18 protein-coding genes and 1 tRNA gene are annotated in these 16,751 nt (G+C 56.0%); 13 read left to right on the top strand and 6 right to left on the bottom strand.

Annotated elements, in window-relative coordinates:
* Nucleotide 1: 1 nt before the first annotated feature.
* From ACSQ3H_RS02230 to ACSQ3H_RS02240, 3 genes are read left to right on the top strand one after another with little or no spacing between them, the layout of a single operon-like run.
* Complete coding sequence (locus ACSQ3H_RS02230; protein WP_436115537.1) at nt 2-235, top strand: glutathione S-transferase; 234 nt, start codon at nt 2-4, stop codon at nt 233-235.
* A 4-nt stretch (nt 236-239) separates the two neighbouring features.
* A complete protein-coding gene (locus ACSQ3H_RS02235) occupies nt 240-572 on the top strand; it encodes an ArsR/SmtB family transcription factor (RefSeq protein ID WP_436115538.1) in 333 nt (110 codons plus the stop codon).
* Nucleotides 573-576: 4 nt separating this feature from the next.
* Nucleotides 577-1,050, top strand: coding sequence for an SRPBCC family protein (locus tag ACSQ3H_RS02240; RefSeq protein WP_436115539.1), 474 nt, complete (start codon nt 577-579; stop codon nt 1,048-1,050).
* A 9-nt stretch (nt 1,051-1,059) separates the two neighbouring features.
* Here the strand turns inward: ACSQ3H_RS02240 and ACSQ3H_RS02245 are convergent, their stop codons facing one another.
* Together ACSQ3H_RS02245 and ACSQ3H_RS02250 are read right to left on the bottom strand one after the other, a co-directional pair.
* The gene (locus ACSQ3H_RS02245) at nt 1,060-2,010 is read right to left on the bottom strand and encodes a DMT family transporter (RefSeq protein WP_436115540.1); all 951 of its coding nucleotides are present in this window, start codon (nt 2,008-2,010) and stop codon (nt 1,060-1,062) included.
* 98 nt (nt 2,011-2,108) lie between these two features.
* Nucleotides 2,109-2,717, bottom strand: coding sequence for a TetR/AcrR family transcriptional regulator (locus tag ACSQ3H_RS02250; RefSeq protein ID WP_436115541.1), 609 nt, complete (start codon nt 2,715-2,717; stop codon nt 2,109-2,111).
* A 92-nt stretch (nt 2,718-2,809) separates the two neighbouring features.
* On the opposite strand from ACSQ3H_RS02250, the gene ACSQ3H_RS02255 reads away from it, so the two are divergent.
* From ACSQ3H_RS02255 to ACSQ3H_RS02265, 3 genes are all read left to right on the top strand, one after another.
* Nucleotides 2,810-3,568: an NIPSNAP family protein gene (locus ACSQ3H_RS02255; protein WP_436115542.1), complete on the top strand. Its 759-nt coding sequence runs from the start codon at nt 2,810-2,812 to the stop codon at nt 3,566-3,568.
* A gap of 97 nt (nt 3,569-3,665) precedes the next feature.
* Nucleotides 3,666-3,739: transfer RNA gene (locus ACSQ3H_RS02260), tRNA-Gln, on the top strand.
* A gap of 159 nt (nt 3,740-3,898) precedes the next feature.
* A complete protein-coding gene (locus ACSQ3H_RS02265; protein ID WP_436115543.1) occupies nt 3,899-4,051 on the top strand; it encodes a hypothetical protein in 153 nt (50 codons plus the stop codon).
* 676 nt (nt 4,052-4,727) lie between these two features.
* On the opposite strand, the gene istB is transcribed toward ACSQ3H_RS02265, so the two are convergent.
* Both istB and istA read right to left on the bottom strand, forming a co-directional pair.
* Nucleotides 4,728-5,540, bottom strand: coding sequence for an IS21-like element helper ATPase IstB (istB, locus tag ACSQ3H_RS02270; protein ID WP_436115544.1), 813 nt, complete (start codon nt 5,538-5,540; stop codon nt 4,728-4,730).
* The gene (istA, locus tag ACSQ3H_RS02275; RefSeq protein ID WP_436115545.1) at nt 5,530-7,056 is read right to left on the bottom strand and encodes an IS21 family transposase; all 1,527 of its coding nucleotides are present in this window, start codon (nt 7,054-7,056) and stop codon (nt 5,530-5,532) included. Before istA ends, istB begins: the two co-directional genes overlap by 11 nt.
* Before the next feature lie 65 nt (nt 7,057-7,121).
* On the opposite strand from istA, the gene ACSQ3H_RS02280 reads away from it, so the two are divergent.
* Nucleotides 7,122-8,321, top strand: coding sequence for a tyrosine-type recombinase/integrase (locus ACSQ3H_RS02280; protein WP_436115546.1), 1,200 nt, complete (start codon nt 7,122-7,124; stop codon nt 8,319-8,321).
* A 292-nt stretch (nt 8,322-8,613) separates the two neighbouring features.
* Nucleotides 8,614-10,053 (top strand): phosphomannomutase, encoded by a 1,440-nt coding sequence (locus ACSQ3H_RS02285; protein WP_436119323.1) that lies wholly within the window; start codon nt 8,614-8,616, stop codon nt 10,051-10,053.
* A 3-nt stretch (nt 10,054-10,056) separates the two neighbouring features.
* On the opposite strand, the gene ACSQ3H_RS02290 is transcribed toward ACSQ3H_RS02285, so the two are convergent.
* Both ACSQ3H_RS02290 and ACSQ3H_RS02295 read right to left on the bottom strand, forming a co-directional pair.
* Entirely contained in the window at nt 10,057-10,866 is an 810-nt protein-coding gene (locus ACSQ3H_RS02290) for a glycosyltransferase (protein WP_436115547.1), read from the bottom strand.
* Nucleotides 10,859-11,776 carry a glycosyltransferase family 2 protein gene (locus ACSQ3H_RS02295; protein WP_436115548.1) on the bottom strand — a complete coding sequence of 306 codons (918 nt, stop codon included), beginning with the start codon at nt 11,774-11,776 and terminating at the stop codon, nt 10,859-10,861. The genes ACSQ3H_RS02290 and ACSQ3H_RS02295 overlap by 8 nt, the downstream gene beginning before the upstream one ends.
* A 231-nt stretch (nt 11,777-12,007) precedes the next feature.
* On the opposite strand from ACSQ3H_RS02295, the gene rfbA reads away from it, so the two are divergent.
* The 5 genes from rfbA (at nt 12,008) to ACSQ3H_RS02320 (ending at nt 16,660) form a co-directional block, all read left to right on the top strand.
* Nucleotides 12,008-12,892, top strand: coding sequence for a glucose-1-phosphate thymidylyltransferase RfbA (gene rfbA / locus ACSQ3H_RS02300; RefSeq protein WP_436115549.1), 885 nt, complete (start codon nt 12,008-12,010; stop codon nt 12,890-12,892).
* Complete coding sequence (gene rfbC / locus ACSQ3H_RS02305) at nt 12,885-13,439, top strand: dTDP-4-dehydrorhamnose 3,5-epimerase (protein WP_436119324.1); 555 nt, start codon at nt 12,885-12,887, stop codon at nt 13,437-13,439. Before rfbA ends, rfbC begins: the two co-directional genes overlap by 8 nt.
* A gap of 15 nt (nt 13,440-13,454) precedes the next feature.
* Nucleotides 13,455-14,525 carry a dTDP-glucose 4,6-dehydratase gene (gene rfbB / locus ACSQ3H_RS02310; protein WP_436115550.1) on the top strand — a complete coding sequence of 357 codons (1,071 nt, stop codon included), beginning with the start codon at nt 13,455-13,457 and terminating at the stop codon, nt 14,523-14,525.
* Nucleotides 14,522-15,400, top strand: a complete 879-nt coding sequence (gene rfbD, locus ACSQ3H_RS02315; protein ID WP_436115551.1) for a dTDP-4-dehydrorhamnose reductase — start codon at nt 14,522-14,524, stop codon at nt 15,398-15,400. Before rfbB ends, rfbD begins: the two co-directional genes overlap by 4 nt.
* 174 nt (nt 15,401-15,574) lie before the next feature.
* A complete protein-coding gene (locus ACSQ3H_RS02320; RefSeq protein ID WP_436115552.1) occupies nt 15,575-16,660 on the top strand; it encodes a hypothetical protein in 1,086 nt (361 codons plus the stop codon).
* The last annotated feature ends 91 nt before the right edge of the window (nt 16,661-16,751 follow it).

The following is a 16,751-nucleotide window of genomic DNA, read 5'->3' on the forward strand; positions in this document are numbered from 1 at the left end:
CATGTCTGAACTCAAGATCGGCAATGCGATCAACACCACCTGCCCCTGGTCTGGGGATCCGATCAAGGAGGATAGCCTGACGCTTTATAACGGTGCGGTTGTCGGGTTCTGCAACCCCGGCTGTCGTGACAAGTTTGAAAAAGCCATCAATCATTTCGAGGCAGCGCCGCAGCCACGAAAGCGTACAGACCCAAAACAATTTCGATTGACAATCCTGCTCAACCACAATACTTAAGTACATGCTTAACCAACAAGCTCCACTCGATCTCATGTTCCAGGCGCTGGCGGATCCTTCACGCCGCATCATGGTAGAGCGGCTGAGCCGAGGACCAGCCTCGGTCAGCGAACTTGCAAAGCCGTTTGCCATGTCGCTCCCTGCGGTGGTTCAGCATTTGCAGGTGCTGGAGGCAAGCGGACTCATTCGGTCCGAGAAAGTGGGGCGCGTCCGCACCTGCCATATCGAATGGGCAGCACTGCAGACGGCTGAAGAGTGGATGCTGGAGCGGCGCAAGACTTGGGAACATCGCCTCGACAGATTGGGTGATTTTCTCGCCGAACAGGAAAAAGGATAGATCAATGACCAAACGATCCGTGACACACGACACCTTCGTCATCGAACGCAGCTATTCAGCATCCCCTGCACGCGTATTTTTTGCGCTGAGCGACAAACAGGCCAAGGAAAAGTGGTTCGTCGGACCTCCGGAATGGGGCACCAATTACCACGAAATGGATTTTCGTGTTGGCGGACGCGAGTCCAATAGCGTTGCGCCGGCCGACGGTCCGAGCCACCGTTTTGACGCCGTCTATCAGGACATCGTCGAGAACGAGCGCATCGTCTACACATACGATATGCATATTGGCGACAAGCGCATCTCGGTTTCGCTGGCAACGATGGAACTGCGGCCGGAGGGCACCGGTACAAAGCTGGTCCTTACCGAACAAGGCGCCTATCTTGATGATTTCGACGATCCATCCTTGCGCAGACGGGGTACCGAAGACCTCCTGGATGCGCTCGGCAGATCCCTGGAAGGTGCCGGCGTCAACGCTTGATCTGTGACATCAAGGCGCTTCACCCGAGCCCGTGACGACGGTCTCGGCAGGCGCTTTGATCCGGCCCTGACGCTTCAACTGCTGTTCGCGGAAGAAGATAAACAGTCCCGACGCGATGATGAAACCTGAGCCGACAAGCATCGACAGGCGCGGCACATCGCCGAACACCAGCCAACCGAAGAGGATCGCCCAGAAGAGCAGTGTATACTGCAGAGGCGCGACAGTCGCGGCATCGGCAAGTTTCAATGCGCGGTTGACCAGCACATGCGCGAGCATGGCGACAACGCCGAGCAATGCCAGCAAGAAGAGATCGCGGAGGCTCACGGGTGTCCATTGGAAACTCACGGCAGCCAGTCCGGCAAGTCCAGCGCCAACGATCTGCCAGAATACCAGCGTCGTATCCGGCGTGCCGCGCAGCGAGCGCCCAAGCAGCAGCATGAAGGCAAAGAACATGCTGCCGAGGATGGATATGATTGCCTGCGGTGTCAGTGCCTGCGACGAGGGCTCGAGCGCAATCACCACACCAATAAAACCGACGATGATGGCAGTCCAGCGTCTCCAGCCCACGGGTTCCTTCAGAACAAATGGTGAGACGGCTGCCACATAGATCGGTGCCGCCAGCCAATAGGTCATGACATCGGCCAATGGCAGATAGACCACGGCGAAATAGAAAGCAAAGACTTCAGCCGTGGAAAGGACTACGCGTGCTGCCTGCAACCAGGGGCGGTCGACCTGCACGATCTTTGCGGGGCCGTTGAACCAGAGAAACGGTGCGAGCACAATGAGTGCTGCGATACTGCGGATGAAAACCACCTGCCCGACGGAATAGGTCGATACGAGCCATTTGCCCATGACGTCATTGAGCGAAAACATCAGCATACCGAGGAGCATAAGCAGCACGCCGCTACGCGCTGCTGAGGATATGGACGCGCTGGGAAAGCGCGCCGGGGCGGTAGACATGAGGCGTTTCCTGAAATTCAAATATTTTTCGACTGCTTTGAGCTATTTTCCGCCGCCAATCCAGCCGAAAAGCACGAAAATCGAAAACTTTTGGCAAGCTAGCCCAAAAGGGTTTCCAGCTGCTTGGCGCATGCCCGCAGTGGTTCGGCGCTCTGGCTCGCCTTGGCCATAGCCATGGCGCCCGAATAACTGGCGACCACCAGTGTCGCAAGATCATGTGCACGCGACGCATCCAGATCCGGCCTGTCGGCTCGCAATCTCAGCGACAGCGCAGAGCGCCAGCGGTCGAAGACAGCGTTAACTGCTTCACGAAAATCCGTATCCGCCAGGGATAATTCCAACGCCAGATTGTTCAGAGGGCAGCCCGACACGGCGCGGTTGCGCTCCAGCACATCGGCCACGCCGTTGAAAACCGTGCGAATGCCAACTGCTGCTGACGCGGCGGTGGTGATGGGCTGGATCGCAGTTTCGTCCACTTCCTTCGCCACGCGTTCGGCAATAACGGCGAGACCGAGGATTTTCTTCGTCGCGAAATGATGGTGCAGCGCGCCGCCGGTCGTCGCTGCGCCGCGCACCACATCGTGGACGCTGGTCGCGTTATATCCGTTTCGCTGGAAGAGGTCGGCAGCAACATCGAGAATTCGCGCGCGCATCGCCTGCGGATTGTTGATGCGTTTGGGGCGCTCGGTGGTGTCTTGCGTCATCATGAACCTCGTCTGTATCTAAAATAGCAAATTGACAAAACAGGACAACCGGTATTATTTAAAACAGGATGACCCGTTTGTTTTGAGAATATCTCATGTCTATTGTCGCGCCTGCACCAACAAACAAAAGCCAACTCCATAGTCCGATTGTGGAACTGCGGCGCTATACATTGCATCCGGGTCGGCGTGATGATCTGATTTCGCTCTTCGATACGTATTTTGTCGAAGGTCAAGAAACATGCGGCATGAAGATCATCGGCCAATTCCGCGATATCGATGATCCCGACGCCTTCGTCTGGTTGCGCGGTTTCGCTGATATGCAGGCTCGCCACCGGGCACTGACCGCATTTTATGACGGTCCTGTATGGGCCGCGCATCGCAATACGGCTAACGAAACGATGATCGATTCAGACGACGTCTTGCTGCTACATCCTGTGGGTGACGCTGGCCGGTTCGCACTCCCGGACGAACGTCCCGGACCAGTTTCTATCAACCCCTCATCGGCGGTCATCGAGGCTGTGACCTACAAGCTCAAGGTTCCCCCGGAACTGGGGTTCCTTGCCTTCTACGAGGAGATGCTTTCACCGATTCTCTGCACGTGGGGCGAACACAGAATTGCAACCTTCACCTCCGAACACAGTGCCAACACGTTCACGCGCCTGCCCGTACGTCTGGGTGAGAATGTCGTCGTCATTTTCTCACGTTTCCACTCAGTCGATGCACAAGCGGCATTCAACGAATTGCTCGGTGGTAGTCCTGCATGGCAGACCGTACGACAGCAGCTTTCAAGGTACCTGATCGCCCCGCCAGACATCGCCCGGCTTTCACCAACCACAAGGTCGTTGTTGAGATAGCGATTACTCATTGCCAAAAAACTTGAGATCAGGGGTTTGCATATCGGTGGAATTCAACTATATGACGACCCGCACCGGCCAATGCTGCCAGCTTTTTTGGGGAATAGGTTAACGGTAGACCCACGGACTCTGACTCCGTTAGTCCTGGTTCGAATCCAGGTTCCCCAGCCAAACTTTTCCGAAGTAAAATCAGTACCTTAACTTAGTGTGACCGTCTCACCTAGGTTGAATTCATGTTGCATCATGTTGCAACTGGCTCCCATTGATTTACAACGATTTTCTGCCGCTATCCGCAAATCCATGCGACATGGATGCAACATGGGATAGGAGATGGCCGAGATCGATGTAGGAACCATGACCGACGAAGATCTGATCAGTTTTGATAGAAGGATGGTCGCGGAGGTGCCGACCGCCGATTTTTCTTCGCTCGAAATGTCGGATTGGTCAGACGTTCTCCGGGACTGGCTTGACGTGGCAAGGTAACGCTGGTTAGCGGTTCCTATGACGAAATTGGCAACGCTTTGATACACAGGAACCCATGACCCAAGCTCCAAAGGTCCGCAAATGGCCTCGGATAAAAATGCTCAGGCCCTCGTCAAGGAGCTCAAAACCTCGAATCAAGCCTCTCTCGCGAACGCCTCGAAAGCGTAAGAGGTCTCCCGAATTTTCGTAGAGGGCGGATATCACCAGAGTCCTCCATAGCACCAACTCAACCCTCGCGCGCATGCTCTAAAAACAGCGAAAAGTGCTTGCTGCTGATTCTGGAGGCGCTCTTTGGAATAAGCGTGCGCTGTTCGTATTAATGTAAACTAACGGCTACCACCATCATACCAATTCACCAGATTCCTGACCTTAGGTAGAATAGTAATCATCGGCCGCGCGATGAATACTCGGACCATTCCAAACTACAGCATTCCGGACACCAAATTGGAGGATTAAGCCCGGGATGGTTTAGCTGGATGATGCAAGTTGCCTCCTGAGGAAAAGCAAATGAGATGGATTATTTTCAGAATCGACGTGTTTGTTGTGCTGCGATACGTTCACAACATATCCGGCGCTTGGCAGTATAGCCGCCATTTCAAAAACTACATGCGGGAGGGCATGGTGTTGATTTCCACTGAGAACTGACCCGGTATTTCCACCGAGATTTGACCCGCCTTTATGTATGTTTCGGATCGGGTGTTGTGGTCAAGTTCCTGTTTTTCTCCTTCGTGGTTTTCGGTTTATGGGCTGAACTGTTCTTGAAGCGGAAACTGTCGTTCCCGGTTTCGAGTATGTGGCAGTGATGTGTGAGCCGATCGAGCAGTGCCGTGGTCATCTTGGCATCGCCAAACACGCTGGCCCACTCGCTGAAGCTGAGATTGGTGGTAATGATGATGCTGGTGCGCTCATAGAGCTTGCTCAACAGATGGAAGAGTAAAGCCCCGCCTGATGCACTGAACGGCAGGTATCCAAGCTCATCGAGAATGACGAGATCGGAGTGGACGAGCCGATTGGCGATCTGCCCGGAACGCCCCTGTGCTTTCTCTTGCTCAAGCGCATTGACCAGCTCGACCGTTGAGAAGAAACGGACCCGCTTGTGATGATGCTCGATGGCCTGGATGCCGATCGCCGTTGCGATGTGCGTCTTGCCTGTGCCGGGTCCACCGATGAGGACAATATTGTTGGCCTCATTGAGGAATTCGCAGCGATGGAGCTGGCGCACGAGGGCTTCATTGATCTCGCTGCTTGAGGAGTCGAAGCCGTTCAGATCGCGATAGGCTGGAAAGCGTGCCGTCTTGAGCTGATAAGCTGTCGATCTAACCTCCCTTTCCGCCGTCTCGGCCTTGAGGAGTTGCGACAGGATCGGAATGGCGGTCTCGAAGGCCGGCGATCCCTGTTCGGTCAGTTCACCGACTGCTTGCGCCATGCCGTGCATCTTCAATTGCCTCAACATGATCACGATAGCACCGCTGGCAGGATTATGACGCATGGCGCACCTCCGTCTTCCTCAGGGCGTCGTAGCGTTCGACATTGGCCTTGGGCTCGTTGGTGAGCATCAGGGCCTGCGGCGCATCGATAGTTGGCGGCGTGAAGGATTTGCCATCGACCAAGCGATGAAGCAGGTTCAGCACATGCGTCTTCGTTGGAACGCTGGACTTCAATGCCATGTCGACGGCCGAGAGCACGGCTTGTTCATCGTGCTGAAGGACAAGCGCCAGGATGTCGACCATCTCGCGATCACCTCCCGGCTTCTTGAGCAGGTGTTGCTGCAGCGTCCTGAAGGCGTCTGGGAGTTCGGTGAACGGTGCACCGTTGCGAAGAGCGCCCGGTTTGCGCTGCACGACCGCCAGATAATGCCGCCAGTCGTAAACCGTCTGTCCCGGTCCATCATGCGAGCGGCTGATGATGCGGCGGTGTTCGCAGATGATCAGGCCCTCTGCAGCGACAACGATGCGATCCGGGTAAACCCGAACGCTGACGGGCCGATTGGCGAAGGATGCTGGAACGCTGTAGCGATTACGATCCAGGTGCACGAGGCAGGTCGGGGAAACCCGCTTGGTGTATTCAACAAAGCCGTCGAAGAGACGGGATGTTGGCATCAGAGCCTGTGCTTCCTCGGCCCAGAGATCGGCAATAGTCCCGCGCATCTTCCCATGCGAGGTCTGCTGCCAAAACTCCTTGCAGCGAAGCTCCAACCAATCGTTCAGGGCTTCCAGTGATGGAAAGCGCGGGATCGGTTGAAAGAAGCGATGACGCGCATCCTGAACATTCTTCTCGACCTGGCCCTTCTCCCAGCCAGATGCCGGATTGCAGAACTCGGGTTCATAGAGATAGTGGCTGGCCATCGCCATGAAGCGGACGTTGACGTCACGATCTTTTCCGCGGCCGACCTTGTCGATGGCAGTCCTCATGTTGTCGTAAATGCCGCGCCGGGGAACGCCGCCAAACACACGGAACGCATGGTTATGAGCATCGAACAGCATCTCGTGCGTCTGCAGCAGATAAGCCCGCACAATGAACGCGCGGCTATAGCTCAGCTTCGTATGCGCTACCTGCAGCTTGGTTCGCTCATTGCCGATGATCGCCCAATCTTCCGACCAGTCGAACTGGAACGCCTCGCCGGGTTCAAACGCCAGAGGCACGAATGTCCCACGTCCCGATGTCTGCAACTCTCTTTGCCGGTCGAACTTCCATTCCCGGGCGAATGCCGCCACACGATTGTAAGAACCGTCATAGCCCAGGCTCAGAAGATCGGCATGCAACTGCTTGAGGGTCCGCTTCTGTTTGCGGGGCTTGTTAGCTTCCGTCTTTAGCCACGCCGACAGTCGGTCAGCGAAGGGATCAAGCTTACTCGGCCGATCCGGTACCTCGAACCTCGGCTCCACGCCGTCTGATCGCAGATATTTGCGGATGGTGTTCCGGGATAAGCCAGTCCTGCGGCAAATCTCCCGGATCGATAAATGCTCTCGAAAATGCCAGCGTCGGATCACGCTCAGTAATGCCATGTCGATCACTCCGTAGCCCCCGCTGTAAACACGCAGGGCAAGGTTCAAACATGGGTCAATTCTCGATGGAAATATCCTTTGTTGCCGGGTCAGTTCTCAGTGGCAATCAACACGCCTGGGTGGTCGACTACCTCGACACCAAAGGCAGGCGCCGGCTGAAAACGTTCAAGTTGAAGAAACAGGCTGATACCTTCGCGTCGACTGCTAGTATCGAGGTGCGAGAGGGTGTGCATGTAGCCGATAGCGCTACCGTAACTGTTGCCCAGGCGGGAAAGTTATGGCTCGCGAGCTGCGACAGCGCCGGGCTTGAACGTTCTACGATCGATCAGTACACCCAGCACCTCAATCTCCACATCGATCCCACCATCGGATCCATAAAATTGAGCAAAATCACCGTGCCAGCTGTGAGAGAGTTTCAGGACACATTGCGCGAGGAAGGCCGATCGGGGGCCATGATCAAGCGCGTGACAGTTAGCCTCGGCAGCATTCTTTCCGATGCACAAGAGCGCGGCTTGGTCGTACGCAATGCCGTGCACGAGATGGCCAAGAAACGTGGCAAAGTCGCTGCCAAGGCAGAGAAGCGCCAGAAGGCGCGACTGCGGTATGGTGTGGATATCCCGACAGTGGACGAGATCAGGGCCATTCTTCGGGCATCCGACGGTAGGTATCGGTCCTTCTTGATTACCGCAATCTTTACTGGGCTGCGGGCATCTGAGCTTCGCGGCCTCACCTGGACCGATGTCGACTTGGATAAAGGGCAGTTGCACGTCCGACAACGGGCCGACAAATACCATGTCATCGGCATGCCAAAATCCGACGCCGGTCAACGAACAATACCGCTCGCACCTATGGTGATCAATGCTTTGAGGGAATGGAGGCTCGCCTGCCCGAAGGGGGATCTGAACCTGGTGTTCCCCAACGGCGAGGGCAACATCGAATGGCATCAGAATATCATCAAGCGTGGGCTGCATCCAACGTTGATCGCGGCCGGGGTCTCGATCGACAAACCGAGCACGAATGGGGAGGTGGTGACCAAAGCGAAATACACTGGCATGCACGCGCTACGGCACTGGTTCGCGTCGTGGTGCATCAACAGCAAGGCTGATGGTGGCCTCGAATTGTCTCCCAAGGCCGTACAATCGCGCATGGGACATTCCAGCATTCAAGTGACGTTCGACACCTACGGACACCTTTTCCCAGCAATCGATGAGGGGCAGGCATTGGCCGAAGCTGAAAGCCGGCTGCTCGCCGCGAGTGCGACATAGGCGCGACATAGCAGTAAAAAGCACAATGAAAACAACTTCAATTAAAACACTCTGACTCCGTTAGTCCTGGTTCGAATCCAGGTTCCCCAGCCAGCAAAATCAAAGACTTATTCCAAACGATTGCAAGCCCGGACTCATCCGGGTGGCTCTCATGACGTTTATTGCTCCTGAATGTCCGCTTGCTCTCGTTGTCATCGCTGGCGAAAAGAGTTACACGAGCCTGTGAATTGCCTCTCAAGCTCAACGTCGAATTTGCGGCTCGGCCCTGTCCGCGTTCGTCTCAACAATGATGATGTTCATGACAAGTCTGAAATTTGGAACGAGTGGGCTTCGCGGCCTTGTAACCGAGCTGCCGGACGCAATTTGCCGGGCCTATACCCTGGCATTTCTAAAGCACATGCAGTTGGCTCATGGGACGCCCTCAGGCGGCAACCTGCTTGTCGGATATGATCTGCGATCAAGCAGTCCGCAGATGGCCGCCGCTTGCATATCGGCAGCACAGGAATTTGGCATGAATGTCGAAAACTGCGGCCCAGTACCAACGCCGGCACTGGCGTTCCGGGCGATGAGCCTGAAGGTGCCGGCCATCATGGTTACGGGCAGCCACATTCCCGCGGATCGCAACGGCCTCAAGTTCTATCGCCCCGATGGCGAAATCGACAAAACCGATGAAGCGGGGATTCTTTCCGCTCTCGACCTTGAATCAGTGGCGTCCTTGCCGTCAGGTGGTGAATCTGTAGTGATCACCCCCGACGCTCTGGAAAACTACGCCAAGCGTTGCCTTTCGCTTCTCACACCGACAGCGTTGGCCGGAAGACGGATCGGCGTTTACCAGCACAGTTCAGTCGCGCGCGATCTGATCGTGAATATATTGCAGGAACTGGGTGCCGACGCAGTCGCCCTCGGCCGTTCAGAGATTTTCGTGCCCGTCGACACCGAGGCGTTGCGCCCGGAGGACATCGAATTTGCGGATGCGGCTGCCAAGAAATACAAGCTCGACGCATTGGTTTCCACGGATGGCGACGCGGACCGGCCTCTCATCGCCGATGAACAGGGGGTGTTTATGCGCGGGGATAGCGTCGGGCTTCTGACGGCGCGTTTTCTCCAGGCCGATGCGGTTGTCACCCCTGTCACCTCCAACACGGCGATCGAACTCAGCGGCCTTTTTTCAAAGGTCTACCGGACGCGCGTCGGTTCGCCATATGTCATTGAAGGCATGGAACAGGCAAGCAAGGATGGCTACCAGCGCATTGTCGGGTTCGAAGCCAATGGCGGTGTTCTGCTGGGTTCATCCGTCGCCACGGATGGCGGACGGCTCGATGCCTTGCCGACGCGCGACGCGATGCTTCCCATCCTCGCTGTTCTTGGCATGGCTGCAAAGGAAGGTGTCGCGCTATCGAAGCTCCTGGAGAACATGCCGTCGCGGTTTACGCGCAGCGGCCGGATCGAGCATGTTGATGCGAGCCGGAGTGGCCCTTTCCTGCAAAACCTGCTCGATGCCAGCCAGCGGGAAAGCTTTTTCGTAGAGCTCGGCGCAATCAGGGAAAACGACGCTATCGACGGCGTTCGCATCGTGCTTTCGACCGGCGAAGTGATCCATTATCGCGCCTCGGGCAATGCACCCGAGTTGCGCTGCTATGCGGAAGCGGCAACGGATGAGCGCGCGGATCAGCTTCTGGAGTGGGGTCTGAAGCGCGCAGAAGTGGCCTTGGCTTCAATCGAGGCGTCCTAAGCTTTAGAACACTTTCATCGCGTGCTGTGTGAAGAATATGGCGGCCGAGCGCAGGAACTGCCAAATGTGCCAGAGACCCTTGTCAGCCGCACGTCCGCCCTCATGCACTATCCTTACGGCCGGCACGTAGGCGATGCGTGCGATTTCACCCGTACGCAGTGAAATGTCGAAGTCTTCGAAATAAAGCAGGTATCGCGGATCGAACCCTTTCAATTTCCGGAAGACGTCACCGCGAAAGAACATGAAGCATCCGCTGACGATTGGCGGATCCCATGCGACGGAATTGGCTGGCTGGTCGTGCATCTCGTATCTGTCCAAGCGCTTCTGGAACAATGATTTGAGCCAGCGCGGCGCAAAACCGCGCAGGAGAAGGTCGAACAGCGTCGGATACCGTTTGCACAGATATTGCTTGCTGCCGTCCGGATTGAAAGCCTGCGGGGTAAGGAGACCGCAATCCGCGTTTTCGCGCATGAACATCAGCGCCTGCTCGATGGCATCCCGCTCCATCTCCACATCCGGATTGAGCACCAGATGATATTTGCCCGCGCGGTCGAGCACCATGTTGTTGGCTCTGCCGAATCCAATATTGCCTTGGCCGGAAATGATCTCGCAGGGTAAATCGCCCCACGCGCTCGTGAGCCATGCATGGTCGGACGCGCCCGGCGAGTTGTCGACAATGGTGAGCCTTACATGCGACGGCGACAGGAAATGAAGCGCCCGCCGCAGGCTTTCCAAGGTTCTGGTGACGGTCGGCCTGTCGGGTTTGAATATGACGATGCAGACCGTCAGTTCGAAATCCTGCGGTTCAGCCATTGCCGGCCTTCTTTCCCATCTTGCCGACAAGGCCGTGGAGGATACCGATCGTCATCATCTTCGCGTGTTGAAGCCGGGGCACAGTCATGAGACTATAGAATATGTACTTTCGCAGGAGGCGGGAGCCATCCACGACCTTCCAGTTGAAACGCAACCACGGCTGACGGTAGAGCCAGATCGCATTTCTGAAGTGGTAATAATGCCGTAGCGGACTGTGCACCGGGATTTGCCTGCCGAGAAACGAAATCGGTTTGTCACCAAGGTCGTGCTTCATGAGCGCCGCGCAAACCCCGAAGGAGCGATAACCCTTGTTCTGAGCTCGCAGTCCCCATTCGATGTCCACGTAGTCGATGAACATCTCCTCCCTCATCCCGCCGACATCATCGAGCGTTTGCATCGGGATGAGACAGCCCGAAGCGATCAGATAGTCAACATCGACAACATCATCCGGCGTGGTGCAGGCCTGTCGCTCAAGCCGGAAGCCGTTCGTCCTGATGAAGGGTGGCGGGTTGTTCTGCCGGGTGTCTTCATATCGTGGGCCAACACATCCGAGTTTCACACCGTCGGAAATCTGGGCTTTTGCAGCCGATAGCAGCGTTGCAACCATATCGGGTGCCGGAAGACTATCCTGATCGAGAAGCAGCACAAATCCTGATCCATTCGCACGTGCATGGTCGATGCCGACATTCTGTGCCTTGGCGATGCCCAAATTATCGCCGAGCACCACAAGATCGACACGGATATCCTGCTGAAGCAGCCACGCTCCGATGTCGGCTTTCGAACCATTGTCAACGATGATCACGGAGCCGAGCTGCGGTACGATCGCAGCGAGAAGCAATTTCAGGCCTTCGAAGTCAGGATTATACGTGACGATAATGCCGCTGACTTCTAACTGGCGTTCAATCTGCATTTCAAACCCATGGTTCGCTATCAGGTGCGATCGCGCTACAAAAATAAATGATATCTGTTGGAAGCAGAACGAACAGAGCCCTCGGCACGGTTGACTTGTCTATCCATTGCCGCGAAATGTCTGCACAAAGATAAGCGAACCGCATCCCGCGCTTGTGCTGAAATCGGCTCTGTTTGTCCAGTAGATTATTTTCCGCGTTCTCTTACGCGTTTTATGTAGGGAAGAGGTCTAATGAAGGGAATAATACTCGCAGGTGGAAGCGGTACACGTCTCTATCCATTGACCATTGCCATGTCGAAGCAAATGCTTCCTATCTACGACAAGCCGATGATCTATTATCCGTTGAGCGTGTTGATGCTTGCGGGGATACGCGACATTCTGGTGATCTCAACACCGCATGATTTGCCGCTTTTCCAGAAACTGCTTGGTGACGGCACCGATTTCGGCGTGAATTTTTCCTATGCCGAGCAGCCGAATCCGAACGGCCTGGCGGAAGCGTTCATCATCGGGCGCGACTTCATCGGCGACGACAGCGTCGCGATGATCCTCGGCGACAATATCTATTTCGGCGACGGCCTTTCCAAACTTTGCCAGCTGGCATCGTCCGGCGAGAAAGGCGGTACGGTTTTTGCCTACCACGTTGAGGATCCGCAACGTTACGGTGTCGTCGAGTTTGACAAGACAACGGGCCGGGCGCTTTCCATCGAGGAAAAGCCCGTCAAGCCGAAATCCAGCTGGGCTGTCACTGGCCTGTATTTCTACGACAATGAAGTTGTCGATATCGCCAGATCCATCAAACCCTCACAACGCGGCGAACTGGAGATTACCAGCATCAACAATATCTATCTCGAGCGCGGCGATTTGCGTGTCCAGCGATTGGGGCGTGGCTATGCCTGGCTGGATACGGGAACCCATGACAGTCTGCACGAGGCTTCCTCGTTCGTGCGGACGATCGAACACCGGCAGGGCATCAAGATTGCCTGCCCAGAGGAGATCGGTCTGGAGTGGGGCTGGCTTAGCGCCGACCAGGTTCTCGCGAGAGCGGAGAAAATGGGCAAGACAGAGTATGCCGGTTATTTGCGGCGCCGCGCCGCGGAGGTAGGAAATGATGGTTGAAGTCATACCTCTCGCCCTGGAAGGCGTACTTGAGATCCTGCCGCGTAAATTCGGCGACGACAGGGGCTTCTTCTCCGAAACCTATAACAAGCAGGCCTTCACCAAGGCGGGGATCGATCTGCAATTCGTCCAGGACAACCACTCTCTTTCGAGCGCCAAGGGCGTTCTGCGCGGATTACACTACCAATTGCCGCCATGCGCTCAGGACAAGCTCGTGCGGGTGGTGAGCGGCTCGATACTTGATGTCGTTGTCGATATTCGCAGGTCGTCGCCGACCTTCAGGAAATGGGTTTCACTTGAAGTGTCCGCGGCGAAATGGAACCAGATTCTCGTTCCAAAAGGCTTCGCGCATGGGTTTCTGACCTTGGAGGAAAATACCGAGGTCATCTACAAGGTGACGGATTATTATTCATCCGAACACGATCGCAATATCCGCTTCGACGATCCTTCCATAGGCATTGACTGGCCATTCGAGACCTCCGCCATTCAGCTGTCTGACAAGGACCGGAAGGCGCCCTTGCTCGATGGTGCCGATATTTTTCCCTGAGGAGCAATCAGTTTCATGAAGATTCTTGTTACAGGCGGTGCCGGCTTTATCGGATCAGCGGTCTGCCGTCATCTCGCGGCCAACCCGAAGAACCATGTTGTCAATGTCGACAAGCTGACCTATGCGGGCAATCTCGCCTCGCTGCGCCCGCTGGAAAATCATACCAATTACAGTTTCTTCAAGGCCGATATCTGCGATCATACAACGATCCTCGGTATCTTGCGCAACGAGAAGATCGATGCAGTCATGCATCTGGCTGCTGAAAGTCACGTCGATCGCTCCATCGACGCTCCGGCTGCCTTCATTGAAACCAACATTGTCGGTACATTCCGCATGCTCAATGCGGCGCTGACATATTGGCGAGAACTGCCGGAGCCGGCGAAATCGGCGTTCCGCTTCCATCACATTTCCACGGACGAAGTATTTGGCGATCTGCCCTTCGACAGCGGTATCTTCACCGAAGAAACACCTTATGCGCCGTCATCGCCCTATTCTGCTTCAAAGGCGTCCTCCGACCACTTGGTCCGGGCCTGGCATGAGACCTATGGCCTGCCTGTCGTTTTGTCGAATTGCTCGAACAATTACGGCCCCTTCCATTTTCCCGAAAAACTGATCCCACTGGTCATTCTCAATGCTCTGGATGGCAAACCGTTGCCCGTCTACGGCGCGGGTGCAAACATCCGTGACTGGCTCTTCGTCGAAGACCACGCCCGTGCGCTGGAACTGGTGGTCACCAAGGGCAAACCCGGCGAGAGCTATAATATCGGCGGGCGGGCAGAACGCACCAATCTCAGCGTTGTCGAGACGATCTGCGATATTCTCGACCAGAAACGTCCACGGAGCGGTGGCCGGCGCTACCGCGAACTGATCACGTTTGTCACCGACCGGCCGGGCCATGATCGCCGTTACGCCATAGATGCTTCCAAGATCGAGCGGGAGCTCGGCTGGAAGCCGACGGAGACGTTCGAAACTGGCCTGGAGCGGACTGTGCAGTGGTATCTCGACAATGATTGGTGGTGGCGGCCGATTCGCGGCGAAACTTACGCGGGCGAGCGGCTTGGCGCAGCGACCAAAGGCGAAGTATGAGGATTGTCGTCACAGGACGGGAAGGACAGGTCGTACGCAGCCTTATCGAACGGGCAGCACACCATCCCTCTATGGAACTCATTGCTCTCGGGCGTCCGGAACTTGACCTGGCGCGACCTGAAACGATAGGCGATGCCATTCACGCCGCCAGGCCCGATCTCGTTGTCTCCGCGGCCGCCTACACAGCCGTGGATCAGGCCGAGGACGAGCCTGAGCTCGCGCAGGCTATAAACGCGATTGGTGCAGGAACCGTGGCGCAGGCCGCCGCAGAGATGGGCGCCCCTATAATTCATCTCTCCACCGACTATGTGTTTTCAGGGGAAGGTGAAAAGCCCTATGTGGAAACCGATCCTACCGGACCGCGCAGCGTCTACGGCCGGTCCAAGCTTGATGGTGAACTGACTGTTGGAGCCGCAAACTCCCGCCATCTGATCTTGCGAACGGCATGGGTCTACAGTCCATTTGGCAAGAATTTCGTCAAGACCATGCTCACGCTGGCAGAAAATCGCGATACTGTCTCCGTGGTTTCGGATCAATGGGGTAATCCGACATCGGCACTCGATATTGCAGATGGCATTTTACATGTCGCGGATCGGCTTCGGACGGACCCGGCATTCGATGCTTTCGGCATTTATCATCTCGCAGGAACCGGCAACACGAACTGGAGTTCGTTTGCCAGGGAGATTTTTGCGGCGAGCCGCCAGAAAGGTGGCCCCAATGCCGAGGTCAGGGATATTCTTACCGCGGAATATCCGACAAAGGCAGCGCGCCCGCTGAACTCCAGATTGTCGACGGACAGGTTCTTTGGCGTATTTAATTGGCGCGCACCAAAATGGAATGTGTCCCTTGCATCGGTCATAGACAAGTTGGTTTAAGTGTGGTTGATGTGTCGTGCAGATCGTTGACGGAGCGGTCGATTGCCGTCCAATGCACGCCCAAACGGGTGTAGCCGAATTGCAGGCTCTTCTTTTTCTTCATCTGACTTCACAATACGTCGAGGAAATGGACCGCAAATTTTGTGGTACTTCGGAAGCGAATGGAGAGACCCAATGCCGGAAACTCGTCCCGTGACGGAAGAAGCGCCTAATACGAACGTGAGCCAAACCGCCATCGCTGGTTCCGCGGCCGGGCACCTCGCATTGGTACCAACATGGCTGCCATTCGATGTCGCAGGCCCGTCCTATTCGGCCGGCAGCGGCGGCGATGGAATAGCCATGGGTGTCATCAGCAGCACGCCCCTCGCCGTCTTCACGCCGTCCAATGCCGCAATCGCTGGCCCCAATTCAGCAGTCGAAGCGCATCAGGGAAATGACGCGCTGATCAATCAACATTCTACCGAAATAGCTGGTATGGGCGGAGACGGTGGCAACGGCAATCTCGCTCTCGGAGGCGGAGGCGACAACGCCATACACAATGCGGGAAGCGGCGGCAATGGGCTCTTCTTTGGTGGCATTGTAAGTTCCGATGTCGGAGTATTCGCCCCTGTCAACACCGCAGTGGCGGGCGGCAGTGGTTCCTCCGCGATTGCAGATCAGACAAATAACGCCGTCATGCTGCAAGGTGGCACACAAATTGGCGGTGTCGGTGGTTCCGGTGGAGACCACAACGCGGCAATCGATGGTCCTTCCGGAGGTGTCGGAACCCATACCTATACCGGTGACATGTTCGCGGGCCATGGCGGCAACGGATATTTCATGGGAAGTATGATCGACGTAAACGTTGCGATCTTTTCACCTATCAACATTGCCATCGGCGCGGCAGGTGGTTCCGCTCAGGCGCATCAGACCAATAACGCAATTTTCGACCAGGGCGGCGTCCAGATCGCAGGTATAGGCGGCGATGGCGGCGGCTTCAATTTGAGTTCGGATACGATTTTTACCGGCAGCCATGACGGCGGCGGTGGTGGCTCAGGCTACTCGAACGGCAGCTTTGTCGACGTCAACATCGGATACTTCCATCCGATCAACATCGCCGTACCTGCTGGCGGCACAGCCGACGCCCAGCAGATCGATCATGTGCTTTACGATCAGCACGCGCTGCAAATGGCAGGCATTGGCGGCCATGGCGGAGAGGGTAACCTTGCCGACAACCACTCCGCACTTGTGGACGATATTCTTTCGTTCCTGCACACCTAGCTTCTCCAGGTTCCCGAAATAGATCTTTCGTCGGAAGCGGTTTTCCCGCTCGTCACCGATATGCCTCCCCGCGACCGGATGTAACCATTTT

It is taken from the genome of Phyllobacterium sp. LjRoot231 (assembly GCF_964253365.1).
GTDB lineage: Bacteria > Pseudomonadota > Alphaproteobacteria > Rhizobiales > Rhizobiaceae > Phyllobacterium.

What these genes read in the sequence shown, in the direction of transcription:
- ACSQ3H_RS02230 (WP_436115537.1), top strand. Translation starts at nt 2, where the DNA reads ATGTCTGAACTCAAGATCGGCAATGCGATCAACACCACCTGCCCCTGG.
- ACSQ3H_RS02235 (WP_436115538.1), top strand. Translation starts at nt 240, where the DNA reads ATGCTTAACCAACAAGCTCCACTCGATCTCATGTTCCAGGCGCTGGCG.
- ACSQ3H_RS02240 (WP_436115539.1), top strand. Translation starts at nt 577, where the DNA reads ATGACCAAACGATCCGTGACACACGACACCTTCGTCATCGAACGCAGC.
- ACSQ3H_RS02245 (WP_436115540.1), bottom strand. Translation starts at nt 2,010, where the DNA reads ATGTCTACCGCCCCGGCGCGCTTTCCCAGCGCGTCCATATCCTCAGCA.
- ACSQ3H_RS02250 (WP_436115541.1), bottom strand. Translation starts at nt 2,717, where the DNA reads ATGATGACGCAAGACACCACCGAGCGCCCCAAACGCATCAACAATCCG.
- ACSQ3H_RS02255 (WP_436115542.1), top strand. Translation starts at nt 2,810, where the DNA reads ATGTCTATTGTCGCGCCTGCACCAACAAACAAAAGCCAACTCCATAGT.
- ACSQ3H_RS02265 (WP_436115543.1), top strand. Translation starts at nt 3,899, where the DNA reads ATGGCCGAGATCGATGTAGGAACCATGACCGACGAAGATCTGATCAGT.
- istB (WP_436115544.1), bottom strand. Translation starts at nt 5,540, where the DNA reads ATGCGTCATAATCCTGCCAGCGGTGCTATCGTGATCATGTTGAGGCAA.
- istA (WP_436115545.1), bottom strand. Translation starts at nt 7,056, where the DNA reads ATGGCATTACTGAGCGTGATCCGACGCTGGCATTTTCGAGAGCATTTA.
- ACSQ3H_RS02280 (WP_436115546.1), top strand. Translation starts at nt 7,122, where the DNA reads ATGGAAATATCCTTTGTTGCCGGGTCAGTTCTCAGTGGCAATCAACAC.
- ACSQ3H_RS02285 (WP_436119323.1), top strand. Translation starts at nt 8,614, where the DNA reads ATGTTCATGACAAGTCTGAAATTTGGAACGAGTGGGCTTCGCGGCCTT.
- ACSQ3H_RS02290 (WP_436115547.1), bottom strand. Translation starts at nt 10,866, where the DNA reads ATGGCTGAACCGCAGGATTTCGAACTGACGGTCTGCATCGTCATATTC.
- ACSQ3H_RS02295 (WP_436115548.1), bottom strand. Translation starts at nt 11,776, where the DNA reads ATGCAGATTGAACGCCAGTTAGAAGTCAGCGGCATTATCGTCACGTAT.
- rfbA (WP_436115549.1), top strand. Translation starts at nt 12,008, where the DNA reads ATGAAGGGAATAATACTCGCAGGTGGAAGCGGTACACGTCTCTATCCA.
- rfbC (WP_436119324.1), top strand. Translation starts at nt 12,885, where the DNA reads ATGGTTGAAGTCATACCTCTCGCCCTGGAAGGCGTACTTGAGATCCTG.
- rfbB (WP_436115550.1), top strand. Translation starts at nt 13,455, where the DNA reads ATGAAGATTCTTGTTACAGGCGGTGCCGGCTTTATCGGATCAGCGGTC.
- rfbD (WP_436115551.1), top strand. Translation starts at nt 14,522, where the DNA reads ATGAGGATTGTCGTCACAGGACGGGAAGGACAGGTCGTACGCAGCCTT.
- ACSQ3H_RS02320 (WP_436115552.1), top strand. Translation starts at nt 15,575, where the DNA reads ATGCCGGAAACTCGTCCCGTGACGGAAGAAGCGCCTAATACGAACGTG.